This is a genomic window from Gottschalkia purinilytica (genome assembly GCF_001190785.1).
In the GTDB taxonomy this organism is placed as follows: domain Bacteria; phylum Bacillota; class Clostridia; order Tissierellales; family Gottschalkiaceae; genus Gottschalkia_A; species Gottschalkia_A purinilytica.
In genome coordinates, this window is sequence record NZ_LGSS01000008.1 from 103902 (window position 1) to 128760 (window position 24859).

Sequence of the window (24859 nt, forward strand, 5' to 3'; positions counted from 1 at the left end):
CCTCCTTTAACATATATTATATACCATCGAATTGTGATTTTAATCGAATAACATGAATTTATTTATTAAAATCTTAATAAAATGAAAGATCATATAGTTTTTTTATTTCATCAATTATAGCACTTATACCTTCATAAATTTGTTCCTCATTTACTCTAGTTATACTTAATCTAATTAGCTTATTATTGTTAGAACTGTTAGATAGATAAAAAGTTTCTCCTGATTGAACCCTTATTCCTTTCTTCTTTAAGTTACTAATTAGTTTATTAATGTTAAACGTTAATGGCAACGTTAAGTGATTAAAAATTCCAGAAGTTATATTTTCATGTTTCAAGAATTCTGTGTCATTATAATAGTTTAAAGCATTATTTAAGCAATTAATTCTTTCTAAATAAATTTCTGATATCTTGTTTCTATATCTTTCAAACATACCACTATTAATATAAATTGAAAGTGCAGCTTGAGATATCATACAAGCATCCAAGTCTGTAAGCTTCTTATATAAATAAAACTTATCTTTCATAGAGTCAGGTATAACAGCAACACCCAATCTTAAACCTGGAAATAGTATTTTAGAAAAACTTTTTAAGTATATAACATGAGAAGAGCGATCGTATGTATAAATAGGATCAGCCTTACTATCATTTTCTAAGTCTGCAAGATAATCATCTTCTACAATATAAACATCATATTTTCGAGCTAAATCAGCAATTGCTTCTTTTTCTTTAGCCGTATAAGATGTTCCCAATGGATTTTGAAATCTAGGCATAGTATAAAAAAACTTAACATTATCTCTTTTAAATATCATTTCCAGCTCATTTAAATCTATCCCTTTTACTCCTCTTTCTATTCCAATAACAGGTATCTTCTTTAACTCAAGAAGCTTTAAAAAAATATTATATGTAGGCTGTTCTACAAGAACGTATTTTTTATTATTCGGAAATGGCATTTCCGCTAGAATGGATAATGCTTGTTGGATTCCCGAAGTAACATAAATATTATCAGGTTTTGTAAACACCTGATAATTCATAAGATGTTTTTCAAGAACATCAATCAAGTAACTAAGCCCATTATCAGTATTGTAAGTGAATATATCTTGCTTATAAACATCCATTGCTTTATCCATACAATGTTGAAATTCTAAATATGGAAATATATCTGGATCTGGAGATATAGATGAAAAATTAATATATTCATTTTTTGCTTTATTATGCATTTTTTTCTTTTCAATTGCATAGTATCCACTTTGAGGAACAGAATAAATTACATGTTCTTTTTCTAATTCATCATATGCTCTTACTACAGTACTCTTACTACATTTATGTATTTCTGCCATTTTTCTAATTGTTGGCAGTTTATCCCCTGATTTTATTTCTCCTTTTTCAATTTTTTGTTTAATATAGTTTGTAATATCTTCATACTTCATACTTCAATAACCCCCAATATAAGTGTACCAGTACAGTTTGTATTAATGCGTATTCTTCCTTTCAATATTGCCATACTATAATTATATCATTCGGCCAAAATTATTTAATTTTCAATTTCTACGAATAGTATGGCTTAAGGAGGCTTACTTATGAAAAAAAATAATAATATTTTTATTGTATATATGTTAGCAGTTCTATATGCTGTAATAATTGGTTTTTCATTTTTGTTTACTAAAATTGCATTAAAATATTCTAGCCCTTTAGATGTTTTAGCCCTTAGATTTGCAGTTTCATTTATAGCTTTAACTATCCCTGTTGCTTTAGGATGGATAAAAGTGAGATTCGAGAAAAAATATGTTATTAAAGTCTTACCTTTACTTATATTCTATCCAACTCTTTTTCTTAGTCTTCAAACTTTTGGACTTAGTTTTTCTTCATCATCAGAAGCAGGTATTATACAAGCAACTACACCTATATTCACAATGGTTTTATCTTCTCTAATTTTAAATGAGAAGACAAATTTAGTTCAAAAGGTGTCTATATTTTTATCTTTCTTCGGTGTTCTATATATGTTTATGATGAAAGGTGAGAGTATAAGTTTTAATAGCTATAAGGGAATTATATTTTTACTATTATCTTGTCTTTCTTTTTCAGGATACAGTATACTTGCAAGAAAGCTTTCTAAAGATTTTAATGCTGTAGAACTAACATATTACATGATAACTGGAGGATTTATCATTTTCAATATTGCTGCAATAGGCAAACATGTATCAGATAATACTTTAAGTCAATTCCTTACTCCTTTTAGTAATTTAAGCTTCGTATTATCAATGCTATATCTTGGAATTCTTGCATGTTTAGTTACATCAGCTTTAACTAACTATATTCTTTCTAAAATAGAAGCTTCTAAAATGAATGTATTTGTTAATTTAACAACTGTTGTTTCTATCTTTGCTGGAGCTGTCTTTTTAAAAGAACGTATATATAGTTATCATATAATTGGTTCATTGATGATTATTGCTGGAGTAATAGGTGCAAATTGCTTTACTGGCAGTAGAAAACGATTAGATCAAAATTTATAAGACAATATTATATAAAAAATGGGCTATTCATCTCACAGTCTGGAGTATGAATAGCCTTTATAGTTATTAGTATAAATATTATTAATAACCTATTGCGCTAACAACTCTACTCTTTAAAATTTTTAGAGTTTAAGCTTAGCCAATGCATCTGCAAGAGCGGAGTTAATTGATTCATTACTCGCTTCCTTCTGTTTTTTAAGATATTTTGACACATCTTTCTTTGACACCTTATTACTTTCTTTATTCTTTCTTTCGTTAAAAGCAGAAAGCTTTTCTCTATATCCACATCTACATGTGAAAATCTGTCCTTCTCCTTCACCACGTAGTTCTAATTTTTTATGACAGTTAGGACATCTAGCATTGGTTATCTTGGCAACACCTTGTCTATGTCCACATTCTCTATCTTGGCAAACAAGCATCTTTCCCTTTTTTCCATTTACCTCGAGCATATATTTACCGCATTCTGGGCATTTGTTTCTTGTTAAGTTATCATGTTTAAATTTATCTTCACTATTTTTTATCTCATTAACAACTGATTTTGCATATCTTCTCATATCGCTAATAAAGCTATCCTTATTAAGACTTCCTTTAGCTATATATCCTAACTTCTGTTCCCATTCTGCAGTCAATGCAGGCGATCTTAATTCTTCAGGAACCAAATCAAGAAGTTGTCTTCCTTTAGAAGTTATAAAGATATCTTTTCCTTTTTTCTCAATAAGAAAACTGTTGAATAACTTTTCAATAATATCTGCTCTTGTAGCTACTGTTCCAATTCCTCCTGTTTCGCCAATGGTTTTAATTAGATCTTTACTTTCATTAGACATATATTTAACTGGACTTTCCATAGCTGAAAGTAAGCTTCCTTCGTTAAAAGGTGCAGGCGGCTTTGTCTGTCCTTTAGTTTGTGTAACAGAAGATATATTTAAAACATCTCCTTTATTTAATTTAGAAATCGTTTGGTCTAAAGCATCATCATAGTCGCTATCTTCTTCGGATATATTTGCATAAACTTCTTTCCAACCTTGAGATATAACTACTTTTCCGTTGGCTGTAAAAATTTCATCTCCTACTTGAGCTTTTATAGTTGTTTGCTCGTATTCAAAAGGCGGATATAAAACTGCTAAAAATCTTCTAACTACCATGTCATATATTTTTCGCTCTTTATCATTTAACTCACTTAAAAATACAGGTTGTTCAGTAGGTATAATAGCATGATGGTCAGAAACCTTGCTATTATCTACAAACGACTTACTTGTTCTTATGTTACTTTTTAATACTTTTGAAGCTAGTGCATTATATGGTCCAGTTTTACAAGCTTTAACCCTATCCTTTAATGTATCCACTATATCCTCAGATATGTATCTTGAGTCAGTTCTTGGATAAGTTAATACCTTGTGACGCTCGTAAAGTTTTTGCATAATAGAAAGTGTTTCCTTTGCAGAATAACCGAATATTTTATTTGCTTCTCTTTGTAACTCTGTTAAATCATATAGTTGTGGCGAGAATGTTTTTTTATGATTTTTATCTATAGCTACAATCTTCGCATCTTTTCCTTTTATAGACTTCAGTATTTTATCACACTTTCCCTTATCAAAAGTTTTTATATCTTTAGTATGTTTGTCTTGCCATATAAGCTTTAAATTTTTAGCTGAAGCCGTAATACCATAAAAATCTTTTGGTTTGAAATTTTCAATTTCTTCTTCTCTCTTTGCAATCATAGCAAGTGTAGGGGTTTGAACTCTTCCACAAGAAAGTTGAGCATTATACTTGCAAGTTAAAGCACGTGTGGCATTTATACCTACAATCCAATCAGCTTCTGCTCTAGCAACAGCCGATGCATAAAGATTTTCATATGCTCTACCATCTTTTAATTTATTAAATCCATCTTTAATTGCTTTATCCGTAACAGAAGAAATCCAAAGACGTTTAATTGGCTTTTTAACATGAGACATCTCTATTATCCATCTAGCTACAAGTTCACCTTCTCTACCAGCATCTGTAGCTATTATAATTTCATTTACATCTTTTCTATTCATTTGTTCCTTAACGTTATAGAATTGCTTACGACTTTGCTTAATTATATTAAGTTTTAAACTAGAAGGTAACATTGGTAAATCTTCAATTTTCCATGACTTATATTTTTTATTATAATCTTCAGGATCAGCAAGTGTAACCAAGTGACCTAAAGCCCAAGTAACTATATATTTTTGACCTTCTAAGTATCCATTACCTTTCTTATTACAATTCAATACTCTAGCTATATCCCTTCCAACAGAAGGCTTTTCAGCTAACACCAATTTCTTATTCATATTAACAATCCTTTCAAAACAACTATAATTTATAGTCCATATTAATCTATTCTAACACAAAAGGGAAAACCACGACTATATTATGTACTTAACTTAATATAGTCGTGGTTTTATTTTAAAGTTAAAACTTTCTATCTTTTGAATATCTATTTTTCTTTGAATTTTGAGTTCTTTTACTTGATCTTCCACCTGTAAAATTTTGCTTTTTATCTCCTAAATTTCTTCCTTTATAGTCTTTACTTCTCTCATCAGTCTTATTACTTCTTGATGATTTTCTAGTATTGTTGCCTTTCCCACTTCTAGACTTATTACCTCTATCATTATTAGAACGTCTATATTTACTATGCGCCTTATCTTCTTTTTCATTAAACTTATTTATTGCTTTATCCTTTTCATGATCTTTTTCTTTGACTATCTTTCTTCTTTCTAGAGTCATTTTTATTTTTCTTTCAATCATATCTAATTCTTGTCTATCTTTAGGAGCTACAAAAGTAACAGCAACACCAGTTTGACCTGCACGTCCTGTACGTCCTATACGATGGATATAGCTTTCTGGATCTTGTGCTATATCATAATTAAATACATGTGTTATTCCTTCTATATCTAATCCACGAGCAGCAACATCTGTTGCTACAAGAAGTTGTATCTCTGCTTTTCTAAATGCTTTCATTACTTTCTCACGTTTTGCCTGACTAAGATCACCATGTATTTCATCTGAATCATATCCACGTCTATTTAAAGCTTGATTAAGTGCACTTACACGACGTTTAGTACGACAAAATATTATTGCCATAAAAGGATTGTATTCATCAATAATACTACAAAGTGCATCTTGTTTTCCTCTATCTGTTGTTTCAACAACCAACTGCTTTATTTCATCTAAAGTTACATTACTTCCCTTAACTTGTATTTCACTTGGTTCTTTCATATATCTACTAGCAAGTGAGCGTACCTGATTATTCATTGTAGCAGAGAAAAGCATTGTTTGTCTTCCTTTTGGTGTCTTATTTATTATTTCTTCTACCTCTTTTAAAAAGCCCATATGAAGCATCTGATCAGCTTCATCCAGTACAAGCATTTTAAGTTTACTAAAATTAATACTTTTTCTTCTAATGTGGTCCAATAAACGACCTGGAGTACCAATCACTATATGAATACCCTTCTTTAATTTTTTTATCTGCTTCTCTACATCCTGTCCGCCATATGCAGCTAATATATTAACGTCTTTATATGGCGCAAGTTTTTTAGCTTCATCTGTAATCTGAATCGCTAGTTCTCTTGTAGGAGTGATAATTAATCCTTGTATAAAAGGTTGGCTTGCATTAATACTTTCCATCATAGGTAGCATAAATCCCAGAGTTTTTCCCGTTCCTGTATGAGCTTGTGCTATGACATCTTTTCCTTTTATTATCTCTGGAATAGCCTTAACTTGGATAGAAGTTGGTTTCGTTATTCCATTTTGATTTAATATACTTTTCAATTTATTACTAATTCCTATAGTTCCAAAATCAATCATCATTATGTTAGTTACCTCTCTATTTTCTATTTATTATTAGTATTAGTTAGAAGATTTATTCTATCATATTAATACTGTTAATATCAAAAATCTCAAAAAATAAGTCTTTAAAAATGTTAAATCCAACCTATCAAATGATATCCCCATAAAAATAACATTCCAATTATAAAGTTAATTAAAGTACATGGAAGTCCAAACTTAAAAAAATCCCAAAAGCTAATATTACAAATTCCCCTTGCTCGTTCTACTACAATAACATTGGCTATGGCACCTAAAATTGTCAAGTTACCTGCTATTGTACTTGTAAAAGCCAATGTAAACCACATTAATGTAGGATCAGCTAGTTTCTGAATACTTTCTGCTACTACTAGAACATACGGAACATTAGCAAAAAGATTAGAGCCTAAAATACTCAAAATACCAAAAGAAAAAAAGTTTAAGAATCCATCTTCTAAGAAACTCGATGTCTTACTTAATATTGCAGTTGTTACTCCTGAAACTTGAAGTCCACCTATAACAACAAAAAGTCCTGAAAAGAATAATAGTAAATTCCAGTCTAGTTTTTTTAATAGTGTTGTTTCATTTCGATTTGAAATTACAAATAAGAGGGTTGCTCCACTTATTGCTACCCAAGCTATGTTCTTAAATATAAAGAATCCAATAATAACTAAAAATGTTACGAATAAAGAACGTTTAAGTAAAGGTTTAGCCTTTGGTTTTTCTCCTAACTCTATATTTTTAACGTCAATTGACATGTCTTTATTATACATACGCAATAATATAAGATAATTAGCTATTAATCCTAAGATTCCTATTGGTAACATTAGAATAAAGAATTTTCCATAAGATATTCCTGATAAGTTTCCTATAATCATATTTTGAGGATTTCCTGTAAAAGCTATTACTCCTCCTATATTAGTAGATGTAGCTAGTCCTAGTAAAAATGGTAATGGTGGGAGATTCCTTTCTTTAATCATTATTAGTAAAAGTGGGGTAAAAAATATGCACACTATGTCATTAACTAAAAATGCAGCTAATATCCCTGTACCAAAAACTAATAATGCTAAAAGTTTCTTTGATGATAAATTTTTAGAATGTACCCATCTTGCTACTAGTGTAAAAAACTCTGCTTCAGCTAGATGTTCAATAATGATCATCATTCCTAATAAAAGCAAAATAGTATCCCAGTTAACTAATTGATATACTTGTTCTGGCTTTATCACTCTACTAATAACCATTAAAACTGTCCCTAATAACACACCTGCCTGGCGCCCTATCTTGATTCTGTTTAATCGTTTACCTGAAATAAGTATGTAAGTAATTATAAATATAATAATTGCTTTAATCATTTTTATGCTTTCTCCTAACTGTGTTGTGTTATAAAATGAAAATATATTTAATTAATATATACGGTGTTATTATATATTAAGATATTTTGCATTACAATTAATTAATCTTATCTTTTAACTTTAAAGTCTACATACTTCATATCTTAGAAAATGCTAATATCTTTATATGAATATTATTAGAATAAAAGGAGACTTAATATGTTTAAATTAGATGGTATAGAAAAAATGAGTGAAAAACAAAAGCTTAATTACCTTCTTCTTATGGTTGAAGGACAATTAAGCTCAGAAAAAGATACATTAGCAAATTTATCGAATGTCTCTGCTCTCATAAATATATTAATAGACAAACTAAACTGGGCAGGATTTTATTTAATTAAAGATAATGAACTTGTACTTGGTCCTTTTCAAGGTCTTCCAGCATGTAATAGGATAAAGCTATCATCTGGAGTATGTGGCAATGCAGTAACTACTAGAAAAATTCAACTAGTTCCAAACGTACATGAATTTCCAGGTCATATTGCATGCGACAATGCATCTAATTCTGAACTAGTTATACCAATTATTAAAGATAATATAGTATATGGTGTGCTAGACTTAGACAGCCCTGAAATTGATAGATTTACACAACTTGAAGCTGAATATATGGAAAAACTTGTTGAAAAGTTAAACAAATATATTGATTGGAATGAAGTTACTAGAATATAATGTTTCGTTTATCACTATATTTATCCTTTTGAAAGTTAATATATAACTCTTCTATAGTTTTAAAATGCTCTTCATAAGTTATGCTTTTAATTTTATTAAAACATAACTAGAAGAGCATTTTATTTATAAAAATTAAATTAGTCTTTGATACAATAAATTTAAAACTATATTGGATATGCTTTTCAAATGCTGTATTAAAGTTAATCCTTCTTATTTTACAGGTATATCTATAATTTGATTATAGTTCTTATTATATTTTAATCTTTTAATATCTAATTTTAAGCTTTTTCCCGTTCCTTTAAAACAAAGAGTTCTAGTATGAGTGGTAACTCCATTTTCTTTTTTATCATGCTTATTTGAAATTGTATTTTCTAGTTTTACTTTCTTATCGTCTATTAATAAATGTACCTTTGAAAGAACTACATTTTCTTCAGTAGTAATAGTAACATATGTTTTTCCTTTAGATTCATATACTTTATTAATATCTATTTTATTATCTAGAATTTTTATAGATTTAACTTTGTTATTTCTTGCAAGCTTAATTTGTTTATAAACGTCATGATCTGCGCTAAAACTTATAATATAAATCTGTAAACTTTCTAAGTTATCAGGTAATGCATCATATTCTTGTTTGAACTTTATGCCGCCTATATTAGTACTTATTTCTGAACTTAAATTTAAAAGTTCTTTTCCGTTAGCAATAAGTCTTACATCTAGTTGTTCCGGTTTAAAACGTTTTTTATTAACATGATCTAAAACTAAACCTAAGGTATTCTGAAGTCTTCCTTTAATAACAGTAGCAGTAGGGGAAGCTGTTATAGAATCAAATCTTATTTTACCTTCATCTATTTTAATATCTTTATTAATATCTTTCTTTAGACTATATCCCATAGCTTTATTCCTATCTAGTTTGAAAGTAATCTCTCCAGTTTCTCTCTTATTTCCTTCTGTCAAAGTAATATTCATTTTTAATTTTTTTTCGTAGAAACTAGGAGGAGCAAAACTAGCAATATATTTCGCCTCAGTTTTTTCATTACTAGTCAATCCTTGACTACTTTCCATAGAATAATTACCTTTAGTCCCAATCATATCTATAGTTAGGTTACTATTTGCATCATTAATCTTTCCATTAGGATCTTTTATAGTATAATAAGCTAAAAGCTGATTATCATCTATCATTATTCCATCTAGTGTAATAGTAACTCCATTCTTAAAAGTATAACTTTTATCTATAGATTGTCCTTTCTGTAATTCATTAAGTTCTTTTAAAGTTTCATTCATAATCTCATCATATCCAACTAGTTTTTTGCCATAGAGAGCCAAAGTATTAATATTATATCCCATAAAAATAACTATAAGAAATAATGCCGCAGCTTTCATTTTCCACTTTCTATGTCTAGTTGAAGATATTTTCTTATCCTTCAACGCATCATGTAATTTCATTTCTAATTCTTCTGGTATTTCTATATTATCTAATTCTTTTTTTCTCTTTTTTAGGATTTCTTCAATTTTATTCATAGTTCTTCACCTCCAAATATCTCTTTTAATTTTTCAAGTCCAATATGAATACGAGATTTAACCGTTCCAACAGGTATTTTTAGTATATTAGAAATTGTCTTGTAATCTAAATCCAGAAAATATCTCAGTTTTATAACTTCTCTGTGTTTTTCTTTTAATTGGGATAAGCACTCTTCTATCATAACTTCTTCATCTTTCTGTTGAAAATTTTCCTCATAGCACTGTTCCTTTACATATTCTAATGAAATCAATTTTTTATTTTTTCTTAAATAATTTTTACAGCAATTTACTAGAATAGTCTTACTCCAACTATAAAATTTACTGTTATCTTTTAATTGACCAATATTTTCATACAAAATGACGATCATATTTTGCATTACATCTAGCGTGTCTTCAGGATTTTTCATATATACGTATGCAAGTTTATAATAGTCTTGCTTTTTTAACATAATAAGTTGAACTAATGCATCCTTATCTCCTTGTTTTGCTTTCTTTACTAGTAAAATAGTATCCATATTCTCACCTCTCTTTCATATATAAGAGTAAGTTTCAGATTGAAAAGTTCATTTTTATATAAAATATTTGATATAAAATGTATTTTTATCGTTATTATTAATATTCTTCTTAATAAACCTATATATAAATATAACAATGATTACCCTTAAAAGACATTAAAATTCTACTTATTATTTTAAAGTAGAATTTTAATGTCTTTTAATTAAATTTATATCTAATTCTAAACTATCATAATGGTAAAGTTAGTTAATATTGATATTCTTTATTTCTTCATTGTCCTTTTCTTTTTTTGTTTCTTGGATATACTCAGAAGTAGATTCATTTATAATATGAATTAAATCTTCATAAGCCTTATTTATAGGAATATTCAATGGACATATTTTAATAATTTTTTCCACTGTTCTCAACTTTAAAGTAATTAAATCTTTAAATAACTCTTTATTCATTTTCCTCACCACCAAATCGAATTTTTAATACTTCATCATCAAATTTAGCTTCTTTGATAGACAATTTAGTTAGTGTTCTAGGAAGAATAATATTCCTTTTGATATCTCCAGCTCTAACGATTATTTCATCACCTTTTTGATTAAGATCTAAGTCTTGTTTTTTCATAAATGGCATATATACTGAGTAAACATAATCGTCATCAATTTTCTCAATCTTTTGTGTTCTATTACTATATTTGATATCTACTGCATTATCATTTTTAAATATAATATTACTCATTTTAATTAACATATCTATCCCTACTAATTCTTGATCAAACAGTGGAGCATGATAAATAGGAACAGGCGAAAAACTATCATGAATTTCTTTCAAGTACTTCTTATGAATCTCCTTCCATTCTTTAAAGTATCCTTCATTAACGTCATCAGGAATAACTCTGTTTACAATAATAGAATCTACATTGAAATTATATATATTTAAATAAGTGAAGCTTCTCTGTGATTCCTTAATTACCATCTTTTCCGGATTAACAACTATTCGTATACTTGTAGTATCTCTATCTATTAAAATATTTCTCATTTCATCTAATTTTATATAAAGATTCTCTATTTCTCCCATTACAGAGTCATCTGGCATAGGTAATCCTAATATTGGTTGTGCTACTGGTCCGAGTATTTTAAGAGCTTTACGTTTTAGTGGAAACAGCTTTTCCATCCACCATCTTAACATTTCTGGAAAACTTAATAATTTTAAAGTCTCTCCTGTAGGGGCACAGTCTACTATAATAACATCATAAGTTTTGCTCTTATAATAATCTAAAATTCTAAGTAAACTTAGTAGATCTTCCATCCCTGGAAATATAGTTAACTCTTCTGTTGTAATATCCTTTACAGTTTTAGCAGTAAACAGTGATGTCAAGTAATCTTGAACTTTCTTCCATCCTTTTTCCATTTCATAAAGTGTATTAATTTCTTGAGCCCACATATTTTCCATAATTTCTATTGGCTCTGATTCTAATGAAATATCTAAAGCATCTCCTAGACTATGAGCTGGATCAGCACTAATAATCAATGTCTTTTTACCACTTTGTGCACTCTTTGCTGCTGTAGCTGCTGCTATACTTGTTTTTCCTACTCCACCTTTTCCAGTATATAGTATAATTCTCATTATACATTCCCCCTATTATTTTTTCTAACGAATATTACGTTTGACGAAGTATTTTTTTGATATTAAGCCCATTTATTAATGGGCTTATCTATTCAATATTTATTTTCTTAATAGTTTTCTTGTTTTCATTTTCTACATTATCTTGTTTGTCTTCATCACTAAATACTCTTATAACCTTTAGAATTATTTTACTTAGAAGCTTTACTTCCTCATCTGTTAAAGTCTCATATATATTACTAATATAGTGATTAAGAGTATCCTTTAAATTGCTTATTATTTCTTTTCCTTCTTGAGAAAGTTTTATAACTACTATACGTCTATCATTGGTACTTCTCTCTCTTTTTAAATAATTTTTACTTACTAATCTATCAACAATACCTGTAGCTGTACTCATAGATATGTTAAGGCTATTAGCTATATTACTCATAATGACTTCCCCGTGTCTATCTACTATAAGCATAGTAAAAAGTTCTGTTTTGGATAACTTAAAATCTATATCGATCCATTCTTGAGGATAAAGAATTTTCTGTATGTTATCAAGAAACATATTAAGAATTTGATCTTGTTTCATTATAATTTCACCTCATAAATATTTCGTCACACGTAGTATTATTTATAAATATATTATATTACTATAATATTGTCAATTATCTGTATTAAATTAATTATAATATTATTTTAAATATACTATAATAAAGCAACCCTTAAATCAAAGTTGCTAGTTATTAAATAAAAAAGAACTCCTATTCGTTGTAAGAGTTCTTTTTAAAGTTAATCTTTCTCTATATTTGACATTTACTATGTAATAAGTAATTACTTTTATAGTAATTTATTTTTTATCTTTTTCACTATAAATTTTCACATATAGCTTTTCGTGCAACTTCTGTAAGTTCCTTTGTATCTTTACTTTGATTATCATTTACCTCTATTGGAGGAGAAATAATAATTTCTACCTTAGCAGGTCTAATAATTAAACTACCTTTCTCCATTATTTTATTAGATCCTTTTATTGTAACAGGAACTATTGGAACTCCTGATTTTGTAGCTAATTTTAATGAACCTGATTTAAACTCTCCTAATTTCCCATCTTTACTTCTTGTCCCTTCTGGAAATACTACAAGAGAATATCCTTCTTTCAATATTTCTACTCCATTATTAATAGCTTTTATTGATTCTCTAGGATTTTTTCTATCTAAGAATATACAGTTTAAGTATTTCATCCATTTATTTATCATGGGAAGTTTTTTCAGTTCACTTTTTGCTAAAAATGCCTTTGGCTTTTGTATATAAGTAAGTAATATAGGAATATCAAAGTTTCCTTGATGATTACTTACAAAAAGCACAGAACCATCTTCAGGAACATTTTCTTCACCTATAACATTAACTTCACATCCACTTAATACAAGTACTGATTTAGCCCACTTTTTCACCTTTCTATTAACAACTTCATCACGTTTAGCTATATTCCCTGACTTATCTAGTATCTTAACTCTAAGTAAAGATGGTAGTAGAAGAACTAAACTTACCCAAAAGTAAATAAACCATACTATCGTCCTTAACATAGCCTTTCCTCCTATCTAATTTGAATATTTACATTATAAATTTATTATATTTATCTAATATTTAAATAGAAAAATTAAAATACTAAAATATACTTTAAGTATGTATTCAAATAAAATCATACTATCAAATAATAATAACATATTTTTATCTTTTTTAATTGTATATTTTGTCAAAATGTTTATTTAAATTATAATATTAACCATTACTAATAATGAAAATTTAAAAAAATAACTAATATAACTCTTTACCTTACTAATTTGTATACATAAGAACTACATTCTAATACATAAATTAACATATTAAATAGGAGAAGTATTAGTTATATAACTAATACTTCTCCTAGAATATTAAGAATATAGGTTAGAATATTTATAATGATTATTATTACTTCTTATAATCTTATTATCTTATAATCTTTTAATTATTTTTTATGTTATAATTTTAATGGATGTAAATTTATTTTTAATTTTATTTTTTGCTTAAAATATACTCTACCCAGTATATTTTAAGCTTATTTTTTTACTATTTAAGAGCATTGTTTACCGCGTCTTTTATGCCATTGCTTGTAATTGTCGCACCTGATACTACATCTACATTAGTAGACTGTTTATCAACTATTAACTTTGGTATCTCCTCTACTGGTTTATTAGCATAAGATGGAGTGTCATCGTGTGAAATGACTTTTACATCACTTATTTTGCTGTCTTTAACATTTACCTTAACCTTGATAGTACTTTTAAATCCTTTTGCTTCTCCTGTATATTCTCCATCTTTATATGACTTTTCACTAGAACCTACAGAAGCTTCTAAAGATTCTATTTTCTTATTAAGATCATTGTTTTTCTTTTCTAAATCTTCAATCTTTTTTACTGTATCTTTAAGATTGAATGAAGCTATATAACTTCTAAAATTATTTAAATAATAAAAGTTTCCAATTAAAACTATAGCTACAATAAAACCTATAAATCCCATCATTTTATTTTTCATAAATTCCCTCCATTTATTTAATCCATTAAAATTATACATACAAAGTTAAATATTTCACTTTTTTGATTTTATAAGAGCATCATTTACTGCATTCTTTATAGCATCACTTGTCCATGTTGCACCTGATACTACATCTACATCTGTAGATTGTTTTTCTATTATTTGATTCGGTATAATTTCAACTGGCTTTTTAGCATAAGATTCTGTTTCATCATGAGATATAATTTTTACTTCTATTATTTTTCCTTTTTGTATTTTTACCTTGACCTTAATAATACTTTTATATCCTTTTGCCTTTCCTATATATTCTCCATCTTTATAACTACCATTATTTTTCATCACTATATTATCAGTACTAGCACGTACAGCTTGTGACTCTTCTAAATTACTAAAATTAGATATATCATTATAAAAAGGAATAATGAATATTAAAACTAACCATAGTAATAGTACTTCTTTTACCACGTATTTCTCAATTTTTTTATTCTTTATAGATGATTCTAATATTAATGTATTTGCAGATGGACATACTTTATCTTCTATACATTCCATACAAGATACACATTTTAAGTTATTTACTTCATCATATTTTGTAATATCTATTGCCATAGGACACTTTCTATTGCATTTTGTACAGCCAATACATGTTTGATCTTTTCTAGTTATCTTAAATATTTTTAACTTATTTAAAATCCCTAATAAGGCTCCATATGGACAAAGGTATTTACACCAAGCTCTTTCTATGAATATTCCTATAACTATGATGAAAATAAATAATGTTATTCCCAAAGCATTAAAATATCCTAAAGGTATATAAAGTAAAGAATATGTAGGATCAATAGTAGAAAGTATTAAATGATATCCATTTACAGTTAATATAATTACAAGTAAAAGTAATATATATCTTAAAACTGATAATTTTTTATCCATTTCTTCACTTAGTTTTAATTTTCTTTTGGACTTTGGAAATAACTTACTTGATATTTTATATATAAACTCTTGAAAAGCTCCAAATGGACATAGCCATCCACAAAAAATTGGACCTAAAATAAGTGTTATTAGTATACTTCCTAATATTATTAGCCCATCTTCTTTAAGAAGACTCATTCCTCCAGTAAAAAAGTCAACAGTATTTACTACACCTCCAATTGGGCATAGTGTATTTAGAGCATTAAGTCTATCAGGTAAAATATTTAACTCCATTGTTTTAGAAATTGTTATGGTAAATAGTGTAATAAAGAAGAATATTTGAATATTTTGTCTTTTTTTTAATTTATTAATCATTTACACCTCCTTATTGAAATAGATTATCATTTTCACTTCATTATTTTACCAAAGATATTATGATAATTGCAACAACTATTTTTCTATATTGATAAATTTAATACAAAGTTTAAATAGTAGAATTTAATTTAATAATCTTTGAATAAATATACATTAGCAATTTACTGATGTAGAAACATTATCAACAATAATATTTGGCATTTCTTCATATATATTAGAGTCGAGGAAGTCCGTATATATTTCATATATTTTATCTTTTAAATTTTAATATGTTTTTTTCATATAAAACATTTCTTATTGTTAAAGCTAAATATAATATGATTAGAGGTGCAACAGAATATTCTGTTACACCTCCATTTACATTTATATATTTTTATATATTTTGTTTCATGTCTTTATATCCCATAAAAACAACCCATACATAAGCAATTGTTTTTGGAATCATTAGTGCTCCTATAGGAGGAATTGTGTCTGACCATAGAACAACTGGTATATAGAATCCAAATGAAAGAACAATGGCTAGCCACATGAACCTCATATTAACATCGTTATTCCTTTTTGCTTCTGTAAAAAATAAATAAATAATAATTAACCCTATAAGAGCAAAAGGTATGTTTCGAATAATTCCCCAAATTACTGGTGCATTATAATTAAACCATTCATTTTGTGGTAAGAAACATAAGAAGATTCGAACAATACCTAGTGCATAAACAATTTGTGTAAGACTTCTTCTATCTTTTATCTCATAGCGTATCTGCCATATATGATACAATATGATATAAAAGATTGTCATAGTTATAGATGTAACAAATTTTCCAAAACCAAGAGCTTTTGCATTAGCTTCTAAACCTGTTGTTAATAATGCATATGATCTTGGAACCAGATGAAATGCATCTCCGAATCCTAATAATACAGCCATCCATCCAAACAACTTATATTGCTTTTCGTCTTTACCCTTCTTTACCATGATGAAACCCATTGAAATTACAGTAAACAAGTAAATAATATCAAATATAGTTTCTCCCATCGCTTGCATATCATCACCTCAAATCTTATTATGAACATTGTTCATTATTGTTTCAAAATATACCCTTATTTTGTATAAGGGCACGTGTATGATTATTGTAATGTTCGTTTTAAAATTTCAATAAAATAATCAATGTTATTCTCTTTTTTATTTATCATAAACATAAAATTATTTAAAATAAATGAAGCACATTTTTCTTTTGTTAAAGCTTCTGTCCATTTATGATTTTTTATGTTTTGATCCATATCCATTAAATGAATGATTTCTTTTTGAATTTCTAATAAATATTCGTCCATTTTCTGCTTACCTGTTACTTTATCTTCCGATTTTATTAAAGCAATTTGATTCAGCCAGTTTTTCTCAAATTCATAAAAATAGGAACTTAAATTTTTATACATATTTTGTATGTTTTCATAAAAATCGTGGTTTGTATCTGAATGTAGGTATATATAACTTCTTGCATCAATCCAAAAACTTTCAATAACCGATGCAAGTAAGTCCCCTTTTGTAGGAAAATAATTATAAACTGTCCCCAAAGCAATATCACTTTTTTTTGCCACATCTCGAATATTTACATTAGAAAGACCTTTTTCAAAGGCAATCTCTCTTGCAGAATTCAATATAGTTTCTTTACAATTCAACTTTTGTTTTGCCATCTAAAACATCCTTTTCAAAAAATTATACATTCATTTTTTGATATGAACAATGTTCATTTTCATTGTATCATATCAAAAAAATTTGTCAATCTAACTTAGTTAAGCAAAATTATAATAAATCATAATATTCTAGATTTAAGCCCTAATATTATACAATACATGTTTATATAAAACGCTATCACTTTCAACTTTTGGATGGTTAAAATCCTTTACGTAATTCATTCCTAATTTCTTCATTACATTTTGTGAACGTGTATTTATTTTTGCTGTAAAACTATATATTTCTTCAAAACCTAACTGTTCAAATCCGTATTTTAAACAAGCTTTTGCGCCTTCTGTAGCATATCCTTTTCCCCAAGCTTCTTTCTTCAAACGCCATCCTATTTCTACACACGGTGTAAAATCTGAATCAAACGTTGCTCTATGAAATCCTATTAAACCAATGAATTCTTTATTCTCTTTTACTTCTACTGCATATAATCCATAATTATATTCTTCAAATTCTTTTTGAATAGCTTCATACATCGCATCTGTTTCTTGCTCTGAAAGAGTTTTTGGAAAATACTCCATAACCACCTCATCTGAGTTAATTTTTCTAAACTCTTCTAAATCTGATTGTTTCCAATCTCGTAAAATTAGTCGTTCCGTTTCTATATAGATCATTTTAAATCCTTTATATACCATACATCACATGAAAAATGTCCTGTATCAACAATAGGTTTCTCAAGTTTTTTAAAATCATATTTTTGATAAAATTTATTTGCAGCTTCCATATTGCTTAAGGTTTCAAGATAACATTTATCATAATTTTCTTTAGCAAAATCTAAAGCTATTTTCATAAGTTTATTTGCTGCTCCTGTACCTCTACTCTCTTTTAAAAAGTACATTTTTTGCAATTCACATACTCCTTCAAGTTTTTTTATAGGACCTATACCACATCCTCCTATAATTTCACCTTCATTTTCTACAACCCAGTATCGTGATCCTTTATCTTTATATGCTTCAGAAAGACATGCTAACTCAGGATCTTCCCAAGCAAGTCCCTCCCTGTCTCCACCAAATTCTTTTAGACAAGTTCTTATAACTTCTTCTATTCTCTCATTGTCTTTCTTTTCTATCTCTCTTATAAGCATACATACCGTCTCCTTTCAAAGCTGTGGTCATTTATAGTATAGTTTCACTGTCTTTTGATTTACCTAGTCTTCCACATTGTTCTTTTAGTTTTGTACTTACTTAACTCAAAATTTATATGATTATATACTAACATATATCCTTTAACTTTACTTAATTTTATATTTTAATAAAATTATAGTATTTCTCTTACTACTATTTCAAGAGCATAAACTATTATGTAATAAAGCAGGTTATATCTAACTCTAAAATTTCAAATAAAAAATCGATATTTGATTATATAAGTTAATATATCAAAATACCGATTTGTATTTATATTTTTTCTTTTTCTCGTCTGATTATTCTTCTGATACTATTCTCAGTAAGATAGTACTCTTTACTAAGTTCTTTAACAGATATTCCTTGGTTGTATCCGCTGAAAGTCTCTCTATTTTCTACCCAAACTTTTCTTATTTTCAAGTTTTATAGGTATATATAAATATCAATCTTCTATATATTATTGAATAAGTTTAATCACAATTCTGGTAATATATTCTGTGCTTTATTACAATAATCTTATCATATATATTTATAAATCAAATATATTATCCATGAATATAAGAAAATAAAAGTAAGATTATCTGTCTCTAAGAAAACTTGTTAATAAGTATAAAATATCAGTACACCTTAATAAATAAAACCTTAAGATAGTTCCCTTCCTCAAATTCTTTTATAGTTCTAAAATCTGATGGAAGTGAAAACTCCTCTATAATCTTATATTTCTTGCTCATTTCTCTAAATGCCATATCAATAAATCCTTTAAATTTATTCATATCAAAAGAACTACAATTTGTTGATGCAACTATTACACCATTGTCTTCTGTTATAGCTATAGCTTCTTTTAAAAGGTCTTTGTAATCCTTTGATGCACTAAACTTGAAATTCTTCGACTTAGCAAAACTTGGTGGATCAAGTATTACCATATCAAATTTCAACTCTCTTTTTACAGCATATTTAAAATAGTTAAACACATCTTCTACTACTATATCCTGAGCCTCATAGTCTATTTCATTTATACTAAATTGTTCAATAGTCTTACTTAGACTTCTATTTGCAAGATCAACACTAGTTGTTTTAATAGCTCCACCTAAAGCAGCAAATACTGAAAATGCTCCTGTATAAGAGAATGTATTTAAAACAGTCTTTCCTTTTGCATATTTGTCTCTAATAGTTCTTCTAACATCTCTCTGATCTAAAAATACTCCTACCATAGCTCCTTCATTTAGATATATAGCGAAGTTTACTCCATTTTCTTTAACTATGATTGGAAACTGTCCTCTTTCGCCAAGAACAAATCCATCTTCTTCAATATACTTACCTTCCGTATCAAATCTCTTTTTCTGATATATACCTTTAAACTCTACTAATGTTTTTAGTGAATTTATTACATGATCTCTAAACTTATAAATCCCTTTGCTATACCAGTTTATTAAGTAATATCCATCAAAGTATTCAATAGTCAATCCTCCTATTCCATCACCCTCACCATTGAATACTCTAAATGCAGTTGTATCTTGGCTGTTATAGAAAGATGCTCTTTTATTTAAAGCAGATGCTATCTTTCTTTCGAAAAATGCTTTATCTATTTTTTCATTTTCTTTTCTACTAAGAATCCATCCATATCCTTTATTTTGTTTTCCATAGTATCCTCTTCCAATAAATTTATTCTTTTCATCTATGAGCTTAACTATAGCCCCTTCTTTATCAACATCATTTATATTCATTATTGCTTCTTTAAATATTAGTGGATATCCATTTTTAAATTTATTGACAAACTTTGATTTTACCTTTAAAGTAACTTCTGTTTTCATATTCTTCATCCTATCCATTGTTTTTGTATTATCTATGTAAAATAAATATATGATTATATACTTTCTACTCAATAGTTTATCATATACTAATTATAAACTACTAATTTATCATTTATATAAATGTCTTATTTTCATTAAGATACAAGTCATTGTCAAAATTTATCTTACTAAAAGCTTGATTATTATGTTTTCTAAAATCAACAATTCTATACATTATAACTTAACTTTGATTGACTATATCATATTAATCCTATTGTATAAAGAAATATTTCGTTATAAAATTTAAAGTCTATATTAATTTATGATAGAATGTATTGAGATAAATTTAAACGTAAAAGGATGATCTGAATGAATGTTTTATCTGGTGAAAATATATCTAAAAGTTATGGAGTCAAAACTCTCTTTAAAGATATTTCATTTAATATAAGTAATGATGAAAAAATAGGTCTTATTGGTATAAATGGTACTGGTAAATCTACACTATTAAAAATAGTAGCAGGATATGAAACTCCAGATAGTGGATCTATAACTATCCCAAAAGGAATTACTATAGAGTATCTCCATCAAAATCCTGACTTTAATCCTGAAGCAACAGTCTTAGAGCAAGTATTTAAAGGTGATTCTCAAATTATGAAATTAATAAGACAATATGAAGAAACATTAAGTGCTATTTCAAAATCTGAAAACAATGAAAAGCTACAAGAACGTCTCCTTAAATTGTCAGATGATATGACTACACTAGATGCTTGGGACCTTGAGAGTCAAGCTAAAACTATCTTGACTAAGCTTGGAATCACTGAGTTTGACAAAAAAATCAAAGTACTTTCTGGTGGACAGAAAAAAAGAGTAGCTTTGGCCAGTGCTCTTATTACACCTTGTGACTTACTAATACTAGATGAACCTACTAACCATATGGATAGTGATACTATTAATTGGCTGGAAGAATATCTTCAAAGCAGAAAAGGTGCTCTACTTATGATTACCCATGATAGATACTTTTTAGATAGAATTGTTAATAAAACATTAGAGCTTGATGGTGGTAATCTATATACTTACACAGGCAACTACTCTGAATTTCTTGAAAGAAAGTTAGAAAGACAAAATCTAGAAGCTGTAATTGAGCATAAAAGGCAAAGACTATATAAGAAAGAGCTTGAATGGATAAGGTCAGGGGTTAAGGCTAGAACAACTAAGCAAAAAGCAAGAATCCAAAGATTTGAAGCTTTAGAAAGCTCTAAAGTAGATATAAGTGAATCTAACTTAGATATATCTGTAGGTGGATCTAGATTAGGACAAAAAATTATAGAGATAAATAATATATCTAAATCATTTGAAGAAAAAACAATTATAAAAGACTTCACTTATACATTCTTAAGAGGTGATAGAATTGGTATTATCGGAAATAGCGGTATAGGTAAATCAACTCTTTTGAATATTATTATGGGTAACCTTCAATGTGACTTAGGAAGTATAGAAACTGGATCTACAGTAAATATAGGATACTTTTCACAAGAATCTCAAGATATGAATACCAATCTACGTGCTATTGAATATATAAGGGAAAGTGGAGAATATGTTACTACAGCAGATGGTACTAAGATAAGCGCAGCTCAAATGATGGAGAGATTTTTATTTACCTCTGATATGCAATGGTCATATATCTCAAAATTATCAGGTGGAGAAAAAAGAAGACTATATCTTCTTAAAGTATTAATGACTTCTCCAAATGTTCTAATATTAGACGAACCAACTAATGATCTAGATATTGATACTTTAAAAGTACTAGAAGACTATATATCAGAATTTAATGGTCCTGTCGTAACAGTATCTCATGATAGATACTTTCTAGACGTAATATGTAACAAAATATTTTCATTTGAAGGTAATGGTAACATCATTGTTAACGTAGGAAATCACTCTGATTATATGGATAAAAAAGATAGTATATGCAATGTAATTAATGAAGAAGCTCCTAAGAAAAAAGAAACTCAAAAACAATCTAAGCCCAAATCTCAAAATCTTAAATTTTCTTATAAAGAAAAATTAGAATATGAACAAATAGATTCACAAATAGAAAAATTAGAAGAAGCATTAACAAAAATAGAAAACGAACTAGTAATATACTCTAGTGATTTTACTAAGTTACAAGAATTATTAGAGAAAAAAGAAAAAACTGAAGATGAACTTTTATATAAACTAGAACGTCAAGAGTATTTTATTAATCTAGAAAAACAAATCAATGATAACAAAAACTAAAAAATCAGTCTTTACTAGACTGATTTTTTAGTTTTTGCTAATTAAACTTTTCTAAACACATATAAAATTCATCTGACTAACTTATATATTAAGGTTATTTTCACTTAAAAAATTATCGACAACTCTATTAAATTTATCAGGCTGACATAAATTACTTGGATCAAACGAATCTTTAAATATTATTAATTTTCCATTTTGAATGTTATAAATAACATCTTTCATAAGCTTTACTCCTGTTTTTGTATGATTTCCTACTATACCTAATGTCGGTACATTAATTTTAGGAAGTACTTTTCTAAAATCAATAGAATTAATTTCTAGCCTTTGTTTTACAGTTTCTCTTCTTCTCATGTTTAGTACAATATTTTCAATCTCTTTACCAACAATTTTACCCCATCTTTTTCCCCAGTATTTCTTTCCGAAACTAGCCATCCATTTTCTAGGTGTATAATATAACAAGACATTATAAGAACTGATTTTATTTAATATTTCAAACAATGTATTAGGATGTGTATGAGAAAAACTATCAACTATTATTAAAGCCTTGACTCTTTCTGAAAACATAGAATAAAACTTTTGCAAAAATATTCCCCCATAGGATACACCAACAAAGACTACCTCTTTAATATCTAAGTAATCCATGAGCTCTTTAACATCTTTTGCCTGAGTTTCAAGTCCTTTTCGTATAGGAACATTTAACTTTCCTGATTTACCATTTCCTCTAAGATCAAGTGTAATTACTTGATATTTTTTCTTAAAATATTCTACTTGAGGTTCAAACATTGTATGAGTTGCACCTAGTCCAGGTATAAATATAATTGGAGTTCCACCGCCATTTACATCATAGTATAGATTTATTCCATTAAGTTCAACTATTATTTCTATCACTCCTTTTTCATGATATATAAAATATACCTATGAAAATATATAACATATTAAGTCATATTTAAATTTGCTCCTTCATATCTTCAATATATTATTTTACTTATTATATAATTCTATACTACAATATTCTAAGTCTTTCGCAGGGCATTCATCATTCATGTAGTATTAATGTAAATACATTAATATCTATTTTATATATTTTAAAGATTTATATATAAATAAAACCGTATCAATCTTATGATACGGTAATTATTTCAAACAAATATTATATAGAATTATTAGCTTTTTAATTATACTCTACAAAAATATTTTTAAATCTTACCACAATTTCGTAAACCCATGTAGTATCTTCTTTGCTATTTCAATATTCTCACTAAAGAATATTGTTCCAAAACCAACTAAAGTATTGGTAGCTACACATCTAAATATGAAGTAACTTTTTTTAACCTTTCTTTTATTAACCATAGTTAAATTCAACACATTTTCTAAAAATAACAGTATCCCATGGTATATACCCCATAGAATGAAAAGATTATTGAATCCATGCCACAGTCCTATTAAAAACATAATCATAAAAGAAAGAGCTCCAACGAAAATCCTAGATTGACTAAATTGAGCAAAAGGCATAAATACATGACTTCTGAACCAATCTCCTAATGTAGCATGCCAGTTACGCCAAAATTGTGTAAGTGTTGGCGATGTAAATGGTTTTTTAAAGTTTTCAGGTACATCAAATCCCATCAATCCTCCAAATCCAATTGCAATATCTGTATATCCTGCAAAGTCAAAATATAAAAGTATATAATAACTCATCAAAATTAAAATACTTATAAAGATATTTATCTTTAATCCTAGCAAAGAATAATATATATAAGAAAATAATTTAACTATAACTATCTTTTTAAATAATCCTCTTATTATTCTCTTGATAAACTTTTCTATACTTATACTATCAACCTCTTTATAACTATAAAGCTGTTGATTAAAAGCTCTATATGGCATTATCGGTCCTGATGTAAATGCAGGAACAAATAAAATGTAAGTAACTAAATCAAATAAATTTATTTTTTCACTCATATAGTAAGCATAAAATTGAAGATCTATCATTTTTAATAGATTATATATTAATCCAACTACTAATACCACATCTAACCATGGGATCCCCATTTTATAGATACCTTCAG

At 27.5% G+C, this 24859-nt stretch carries 22 protein-coding genes; 3 read left to right on the forward strand and 19 right to left on the reverse strand.

Annotated features, from left to right (window positions below):
• Positions 1 to 73 precede the first annotated feature (73 nt).
• Positions 74 to 1426: an aminotransferase-like domain-containing protein gene (locus tag CLPU_RS09570; RefSeq protein ID WP_050355433.1), complete on the reverse strand. Its 1353-nt coding sequence runs from the start codon at positions 1424 to 1426 to the stop codon at positions 74 to 76.
• A 150-nt stretch (positions 1427 to 1576) separates the two neighbouring features.
• On the opposite strand from CLPU_RS09570, the gene CLPU_RS09575 reads away from it, so the two are divergent.
• Positions 1577 to 2509: a DMT family transporter gene (locus tag CLPU_RS09575; protein WP_050355434.1), complete on the forward strand. Its 933-nt coding sequence runs from the start codon at positions 1577 to 1579 to the stop codon at positions 2507 to 2509.
• A 122-nt stretch (positions 2510 to 2631) separates the two neighbouring features.
• On the opposite strand, the gene CLPU_RS09580 is transcribed toward CLPU_RS09575, so the two are convergent.
• The 3 genes from CLPU_RS09580 to CLPU_RS09590 form a co-directional block, all read right to left on the reverse strand.
• Positions 2632 to 4818: a DNA topoisomerase III gene (locus CLPU_RS09580; RefSeq protein WP_050355435.1), complete on the reverse strand. Its 2187-nt coding sequence runs from the start codon at positions 4816 to 4818 to the stop codon at positions 2632 to 2634.
• Positions 4819 to 4939: 121 nt separating this feature from the next.
• The gene (locus CLPU_RS09585) at positions 4940 to 6337 is read right to left on the reverse strand and encodes a DEAD/DEAH box helicase (RefSeq protein WP_050355436.1); all 1398 of its coding nucleotides are present in this window, start codon (positions 6335 to 6337) and stop codon (positions 4940 to 4942) included.
• Positions 6338 to 6450: 113 nt separating this feature from the next.
• On the reverse strand, positions 6451 to 7683 hold the full coding sequence (locus tag CLPU_RS09590) for an ArsB/NhaD family transporter (protein WP_050355437.1): 1233 nt from the start codon (positions 7681 to 7683) through the stop codon (positions 6451 to 6453).
• Positions 7684 to 7881: 198 nt separating this feature from the next.
• On the opposite strand from CLPU_RS09590, the gene CLPU_RS09595 reads away from it, so the two are divergent.
• Complete coding sequence (locus CLPU_RS09595) at positions 7882 to 8388, forward strand: GAF domain-containing protein (protein ID WP_050355438.1); 507 nt, start codon at positions 7882 to 7884, stop codon at positions 8386 to 8388.
• A gap of 210 nt (positions 8389 to 8598) precedes the next feature.
• Here CLPU_RS09595 and CLPU_RS09600 read toward each other — a convergent pair whose 3' ends face one another.
• The 13 genes from CLPU_RS09600 to CLPU_RS09660 all read right to left on the reverse strand — a co-directional run bounded on the left by CLPU_RS09600 (position 8599) and on the right by CLPU_RS09660 (position 20534).
• Positions 8599 to 9906: a DUF4179 domain-containing protein gene (locus tag CLPU_RS09600; protein ID WP_050355439.1), complete on the reverse strand. Its 1308-nt coding sequence runs from the start codon at positions 9904 to 9906 to the stop codon at positions 8599 to 8601.
• The gene (locus CLPU_RS09605) at positions 9903 to 10421 is read right to left on the reverse strand and encodes an RNA polymerase sigma factor (RefSeq protein ID WP_050355440.1); all 519 of its coding nucleotides are present in this window, start codon (positions 10419 to 10421) and stop codon (positions 9903 to 9905) included. The genes CLPU_RS09600 and CLPU_RS09605 overlap by 4 nt, the downstream gene beginning before the upstream one ends.
• Before the next feature lie 243 nt (positions 10422 to 10664).
• The gene (locus CLPU_RS09610) at positions 10665 to 10868 is read right to left on the reverse strand and encodes a hypothetical protein (RefSeq protein ID WP_050355441.1); all 204 of its coding nucleotides are present in this window, start codon (positions 10866 to 10868) and stop codon (positions 10665 to 10667) included.
• A complete protein-coding gene (locus CLPU_RS09615; protein ID WP_050355442.1) occupies positions 10861 to 12036 on the reverse strand; it encodes an ArsA family ATPase in 1176 nt (391 codons plus the stop codon). The genes CLPU_RS09610 and CLPU_RS09615 overlap by 8 nt, the downstream gene beginning before the upstream one ends.
• A gap of 88 nt (positions 12037 to 12124) precedes the next feature.
• Complete coding sequence (locus CLPU_RS09620) at positions 12125 to 12607, reverse strand: MarR family winged helix-turn-helix transcriptional regulator (RefSeq protein WP_050355443.1); 483 nt, start codon at positions 12605 to 12607, stop codon at positions 12125 to 12127.
• Between the two features lie 277 nt (positions 12608 to 12884).
• Complete coding sequence (locus CLPU_RS09625; RefSeq protein WP_050355444.1) at positions 12885 to 13598, reverse strand: lysophospholipid acyltransferase family protein; 714 nt, start codon at positions 13596 to 13598, stop codon at positions 12885 to 12887.
• A 523-nt stretch (positions 13599 to 14121) separates the two neighbouring features.
• Complete coding sequence (locus tag CLPU_RS09630; protein ID WP_050355445.1) at positions 14122 to 14586, reverse strand: FMN-binding protein; 465 nt, start codon at positions 14584 to 14586, stop codon at positions 14122 to 14124.
• Positions 14587 to 14640: 54 nt separating this feature from the next.
• Positions 14641 to 15870 (reverse strand): 4Fe-4S binding protein, encoded by a 1230-nt coding sequence (locus CLPU_RS09635; RefSeq protein WP_050355446.1) that lies wholly within the window; start codon positions 15868 to 15870, stop codon positions 14641 to 14643.
• Positions 15871 to 16243: 373 nt separating this feature from the next.
• Positions 16244 to 16906, reverse strand: coding sequence for a hypothetical protein (locus CLPU_RS09640; protein WP_050355447.1), 663 nt, complete (start codon positions 16904 to 16906; stop codon positions 16244 to 16246).
• Between the two features lie 83 nt (positions 16907 to 16989).
• Entirely contained in the window at positions 16990 to 17553 is a 564-nt protein-coding gene (locus CLPU_RS09645; protein WP_050355448.1) for a TetR/AcrR family transcriptional regulator, read from the reverse strand.
• A 135-nt stretch (positions 17554 to 17688) separates the two neighbouring features.
• Entirely contained in the window at positions 17689 to 18216 is a 528-nt protein-coding gene (locus tag CLPU_RS09650) for a GNAT family N-acetyltransferase (protein ID WP_050355475.1), read from the reverse strand.
• On the reverse strand, positions 18213 to 18686 hold the full coding sequence (locus tag CLPU_RS09655; RefSeq protein WP_050355449.1) for a GNAT family N-acetyltransferase: 474 nt from the start codon (positions 18684 to 18686) through the stop codon (positions 18213 to 18215). Before CLPU_RS09655 ends, CLPU_RS09650 begins: the two co-directional genes overlap by 4 nt.
• 654 nt (positions 18687 to 19340) lie before the next feature.
• Positions 19341 to 20534: a class I SAM-dependent rRNA methyltransferase gene (locus tag CLPU_RS09660; RefSeq protein WP_050355450.1), complete on the reverse strand. Its 1194-nt coding sequence runs from the start codon at positions 20532 to 20534 to the stop codon at positions 19341 to 19343.
• A gap of 348 nt (positions 20535 to 20882) precedes the next feature.
• Between CLPU_RS09660 and CLPU_RS09665 the strand changes: the two genes are divergently transcribed.
• Positions 20883 to 22790, forward strand: coding sequence for an ABC-F family ATP-binding cassette domain-containing protein (locus tag CLPU_RS09665; RefSeq protein WP_050355451.1), 1908 nt, complete (start codon positions 20883 to 20885; stop codon positions 22788 to 22790).
• 81 nt (positions 22791 to 22871) lie between these two features.
• Here CLPU_RS09665 and CLPU_RS09670 read toward each other — a convergent pair whose 3' ends face one another.
• Together CLPU_RS09670 and CLPU_RS09675 are read right to left on the reverse strand one after the other, a co-directional pair.
• Complete coding sequence (locus tag CLPU_RS09670; RefSeq protein ID WP_050355452.1) at positions 22872 to 23678, reverse strand: alpha/beta fold hydrolase; 807 nt, start codon at positions 23676 to 23678, stop codon at positions 22872 to 22874.
• A 315-nt stretch (positions 23679 to 23993) separates the two neighbouring features.
• Positions 23994 to 24842 carry an MBOAT family O-acyltransferase gene (locus CLPU_RS09675; RefSeq protein ID WP_157857720.1) on the reverse strand — a complete coding sequence of 283 codons (849 nt, stop codon included), beginning with the start codon at positions 24840 to 24842 and terminating at the stop codon, positions 23994 to 23996.
• Positions 24843 to 24859: the final 17 nt, after the last annotated feature.

What these genes read in the sequence shown, in the direction of transcription:
- CLPU_RS09625 (WP_050355444.1), bottom strand. Translation starts at nt 13,598, where the DNA reads ATGTTAAGGACGATAGTATGGTTTATTTACTTTTGGGTAAGTTTAGTT.
- CLPU_RS09665 (WP_050355451.1), top strand. Translation starts at nt 20,883, where the DNA reads ATGAATGTTTTATCTGGTGAAAATATATCTAAAAGTTATGGAGTCAAA.
- CLPU_RS09580 (WP_050355435.1), bottom strand. Translation starts at nt 4,818, where the DNA reads ATGAATAAGAAATTGGTGTTAGCTGAAAAGCCTTCTGTTGGAAGGGAT.
- CLPU_RS09600 (WP_050355439.1), bottom strand. Translation starts at nt 9,906, where the DNA reads ATGAATAAAATTGAAGAAATCCTAAAAAAGAGAAAAAAAGAATTAGAT.
- CLPU_RS09590 (WP_050355437.1), bottom strand. Translation starts at nt 7,683, where the DNA reads ATGATTAAAGCAATTATTATATTTATAATTACTTACATACTTATTTCA.
- CLPU_RS09605 (WP_050355440.1), bottom strand. Translation starts at nt 10,421, where the DNA reads ATGGATACTATTTTACTAGTAAAGAAAGCAAAACAAGGAGATAAGGAT.
- CLPU_RS09650 (WP_050355475.1), bottom strand. Translation starts at nt 18,216, where the DNA reads ATGATCTATATAGAAACGGAACGACTAATTTTACGAGATTGGAAACAA.
- CLPU_RS09610 (WP_050355441.1), bottom strand. Translation starts at nt 10,868, where the DNA reads ATGAATAAAGAGTTATTTAAAGATTTAATTACTTTAAAGTTGAGAACA.
- CLPU_RS09660 (WP_050355450.1), bottom strand. Translation starts at nt 20,534, where the DNA reads ATGAAAACAGAAGTTACTTTAAAGGTAAAATCAAAGTTTGTCAATAAA.
- CLPU_RS09645 (WP_050355448.1), bottom strand. Translation starts at nt 17,553, where the DNA reads ATGGCAAAACAAAAGTTGAATTGTAAAGAAACTATATTGAATTCTGCA.
- CLPU_RS09595 (WP_050355438.1), top strand. Translation starts at nt 7,882, where the DNA reads ATGTTTAAATTAGATGGTATAGAAAAAATGAGTGAAAAACAAAAGCTT.
- CLPU_RS09615 (WP_050355442.1), bottom strand. Translation starts at nt 12,036, where the DNA reads ATGAGAATTATACTATATACTGGAAAAGGTGGAGTAGGAAAAACAAGT.
- CLPU_RS09630 (WP_050355445.1), bottom strand. Translation starts at nt 14,586, where the DNA reads ATGAAAAATAAAATGATGGGATTTATAGGTTTTATTGTAGCTATAGTT.
- CLPU_RS09585 (WP_050355436.1), bottom strand. Translation starts at nt 6,337, where the DNA reads ATGATGATTGATTTTGGAACTATAGGAATTAGTAATAAATTGAAAAGT.
- CLPU_RS09675 (WP_157857720.1), bottom strand. Translation starts at nt 24,842, where the DNA reads ATGGGGATCCCATGGTTAGATGTGGTATTAGTAGTTGGATTAATATAT.
- CLPU_RS09640 (WP_050355447.1), bottom strand. Translation starts at nt 16,906, where the DNA reads ATGCAAGCGATGGGAGAAACTATATTTGATATTATTTACTTGTTTACT.
- CLPU_RS09635 (WP_050355446.1), bottom strand. Translation starts at nt 15,870, where the DNA reads ATGATTAATAAATTAAAAAAAAGACAAAATATTCAAATATTCTTCTTT.
- CLPU_RS09575 (WP_050355434.1), top strand. Translation starts at nt 1,577, where the DNA reads ATGAAAAAAAATAATAATATTTTTATTGTATATATGTTAGCAGTTCTA.
- CLPU_RS09570 (WP_050355433.1), bottom strand. Translation starts at nt 1,426, where the DNA reads ATGAAGTATGAAGATATTACAAACTATATTAAACAAAAAATTGAAAAA.
- CLPU_RS09655 (WP_050355449.1), bottom strand. Translation starts at nt 18,686, where the DNA reads ATGCTTATAAGAGAGATAGAAAAGAAAGACAATGAGAGAATAGAAGAA.
- CLPU_RS09620 (WP_050355443.1), bottom strand. Translation starts at nt 12,607, where the DNA reads ATGAAACAAGATCAAATTCTTAATATGTTTCTTGATAACATACAGAAA.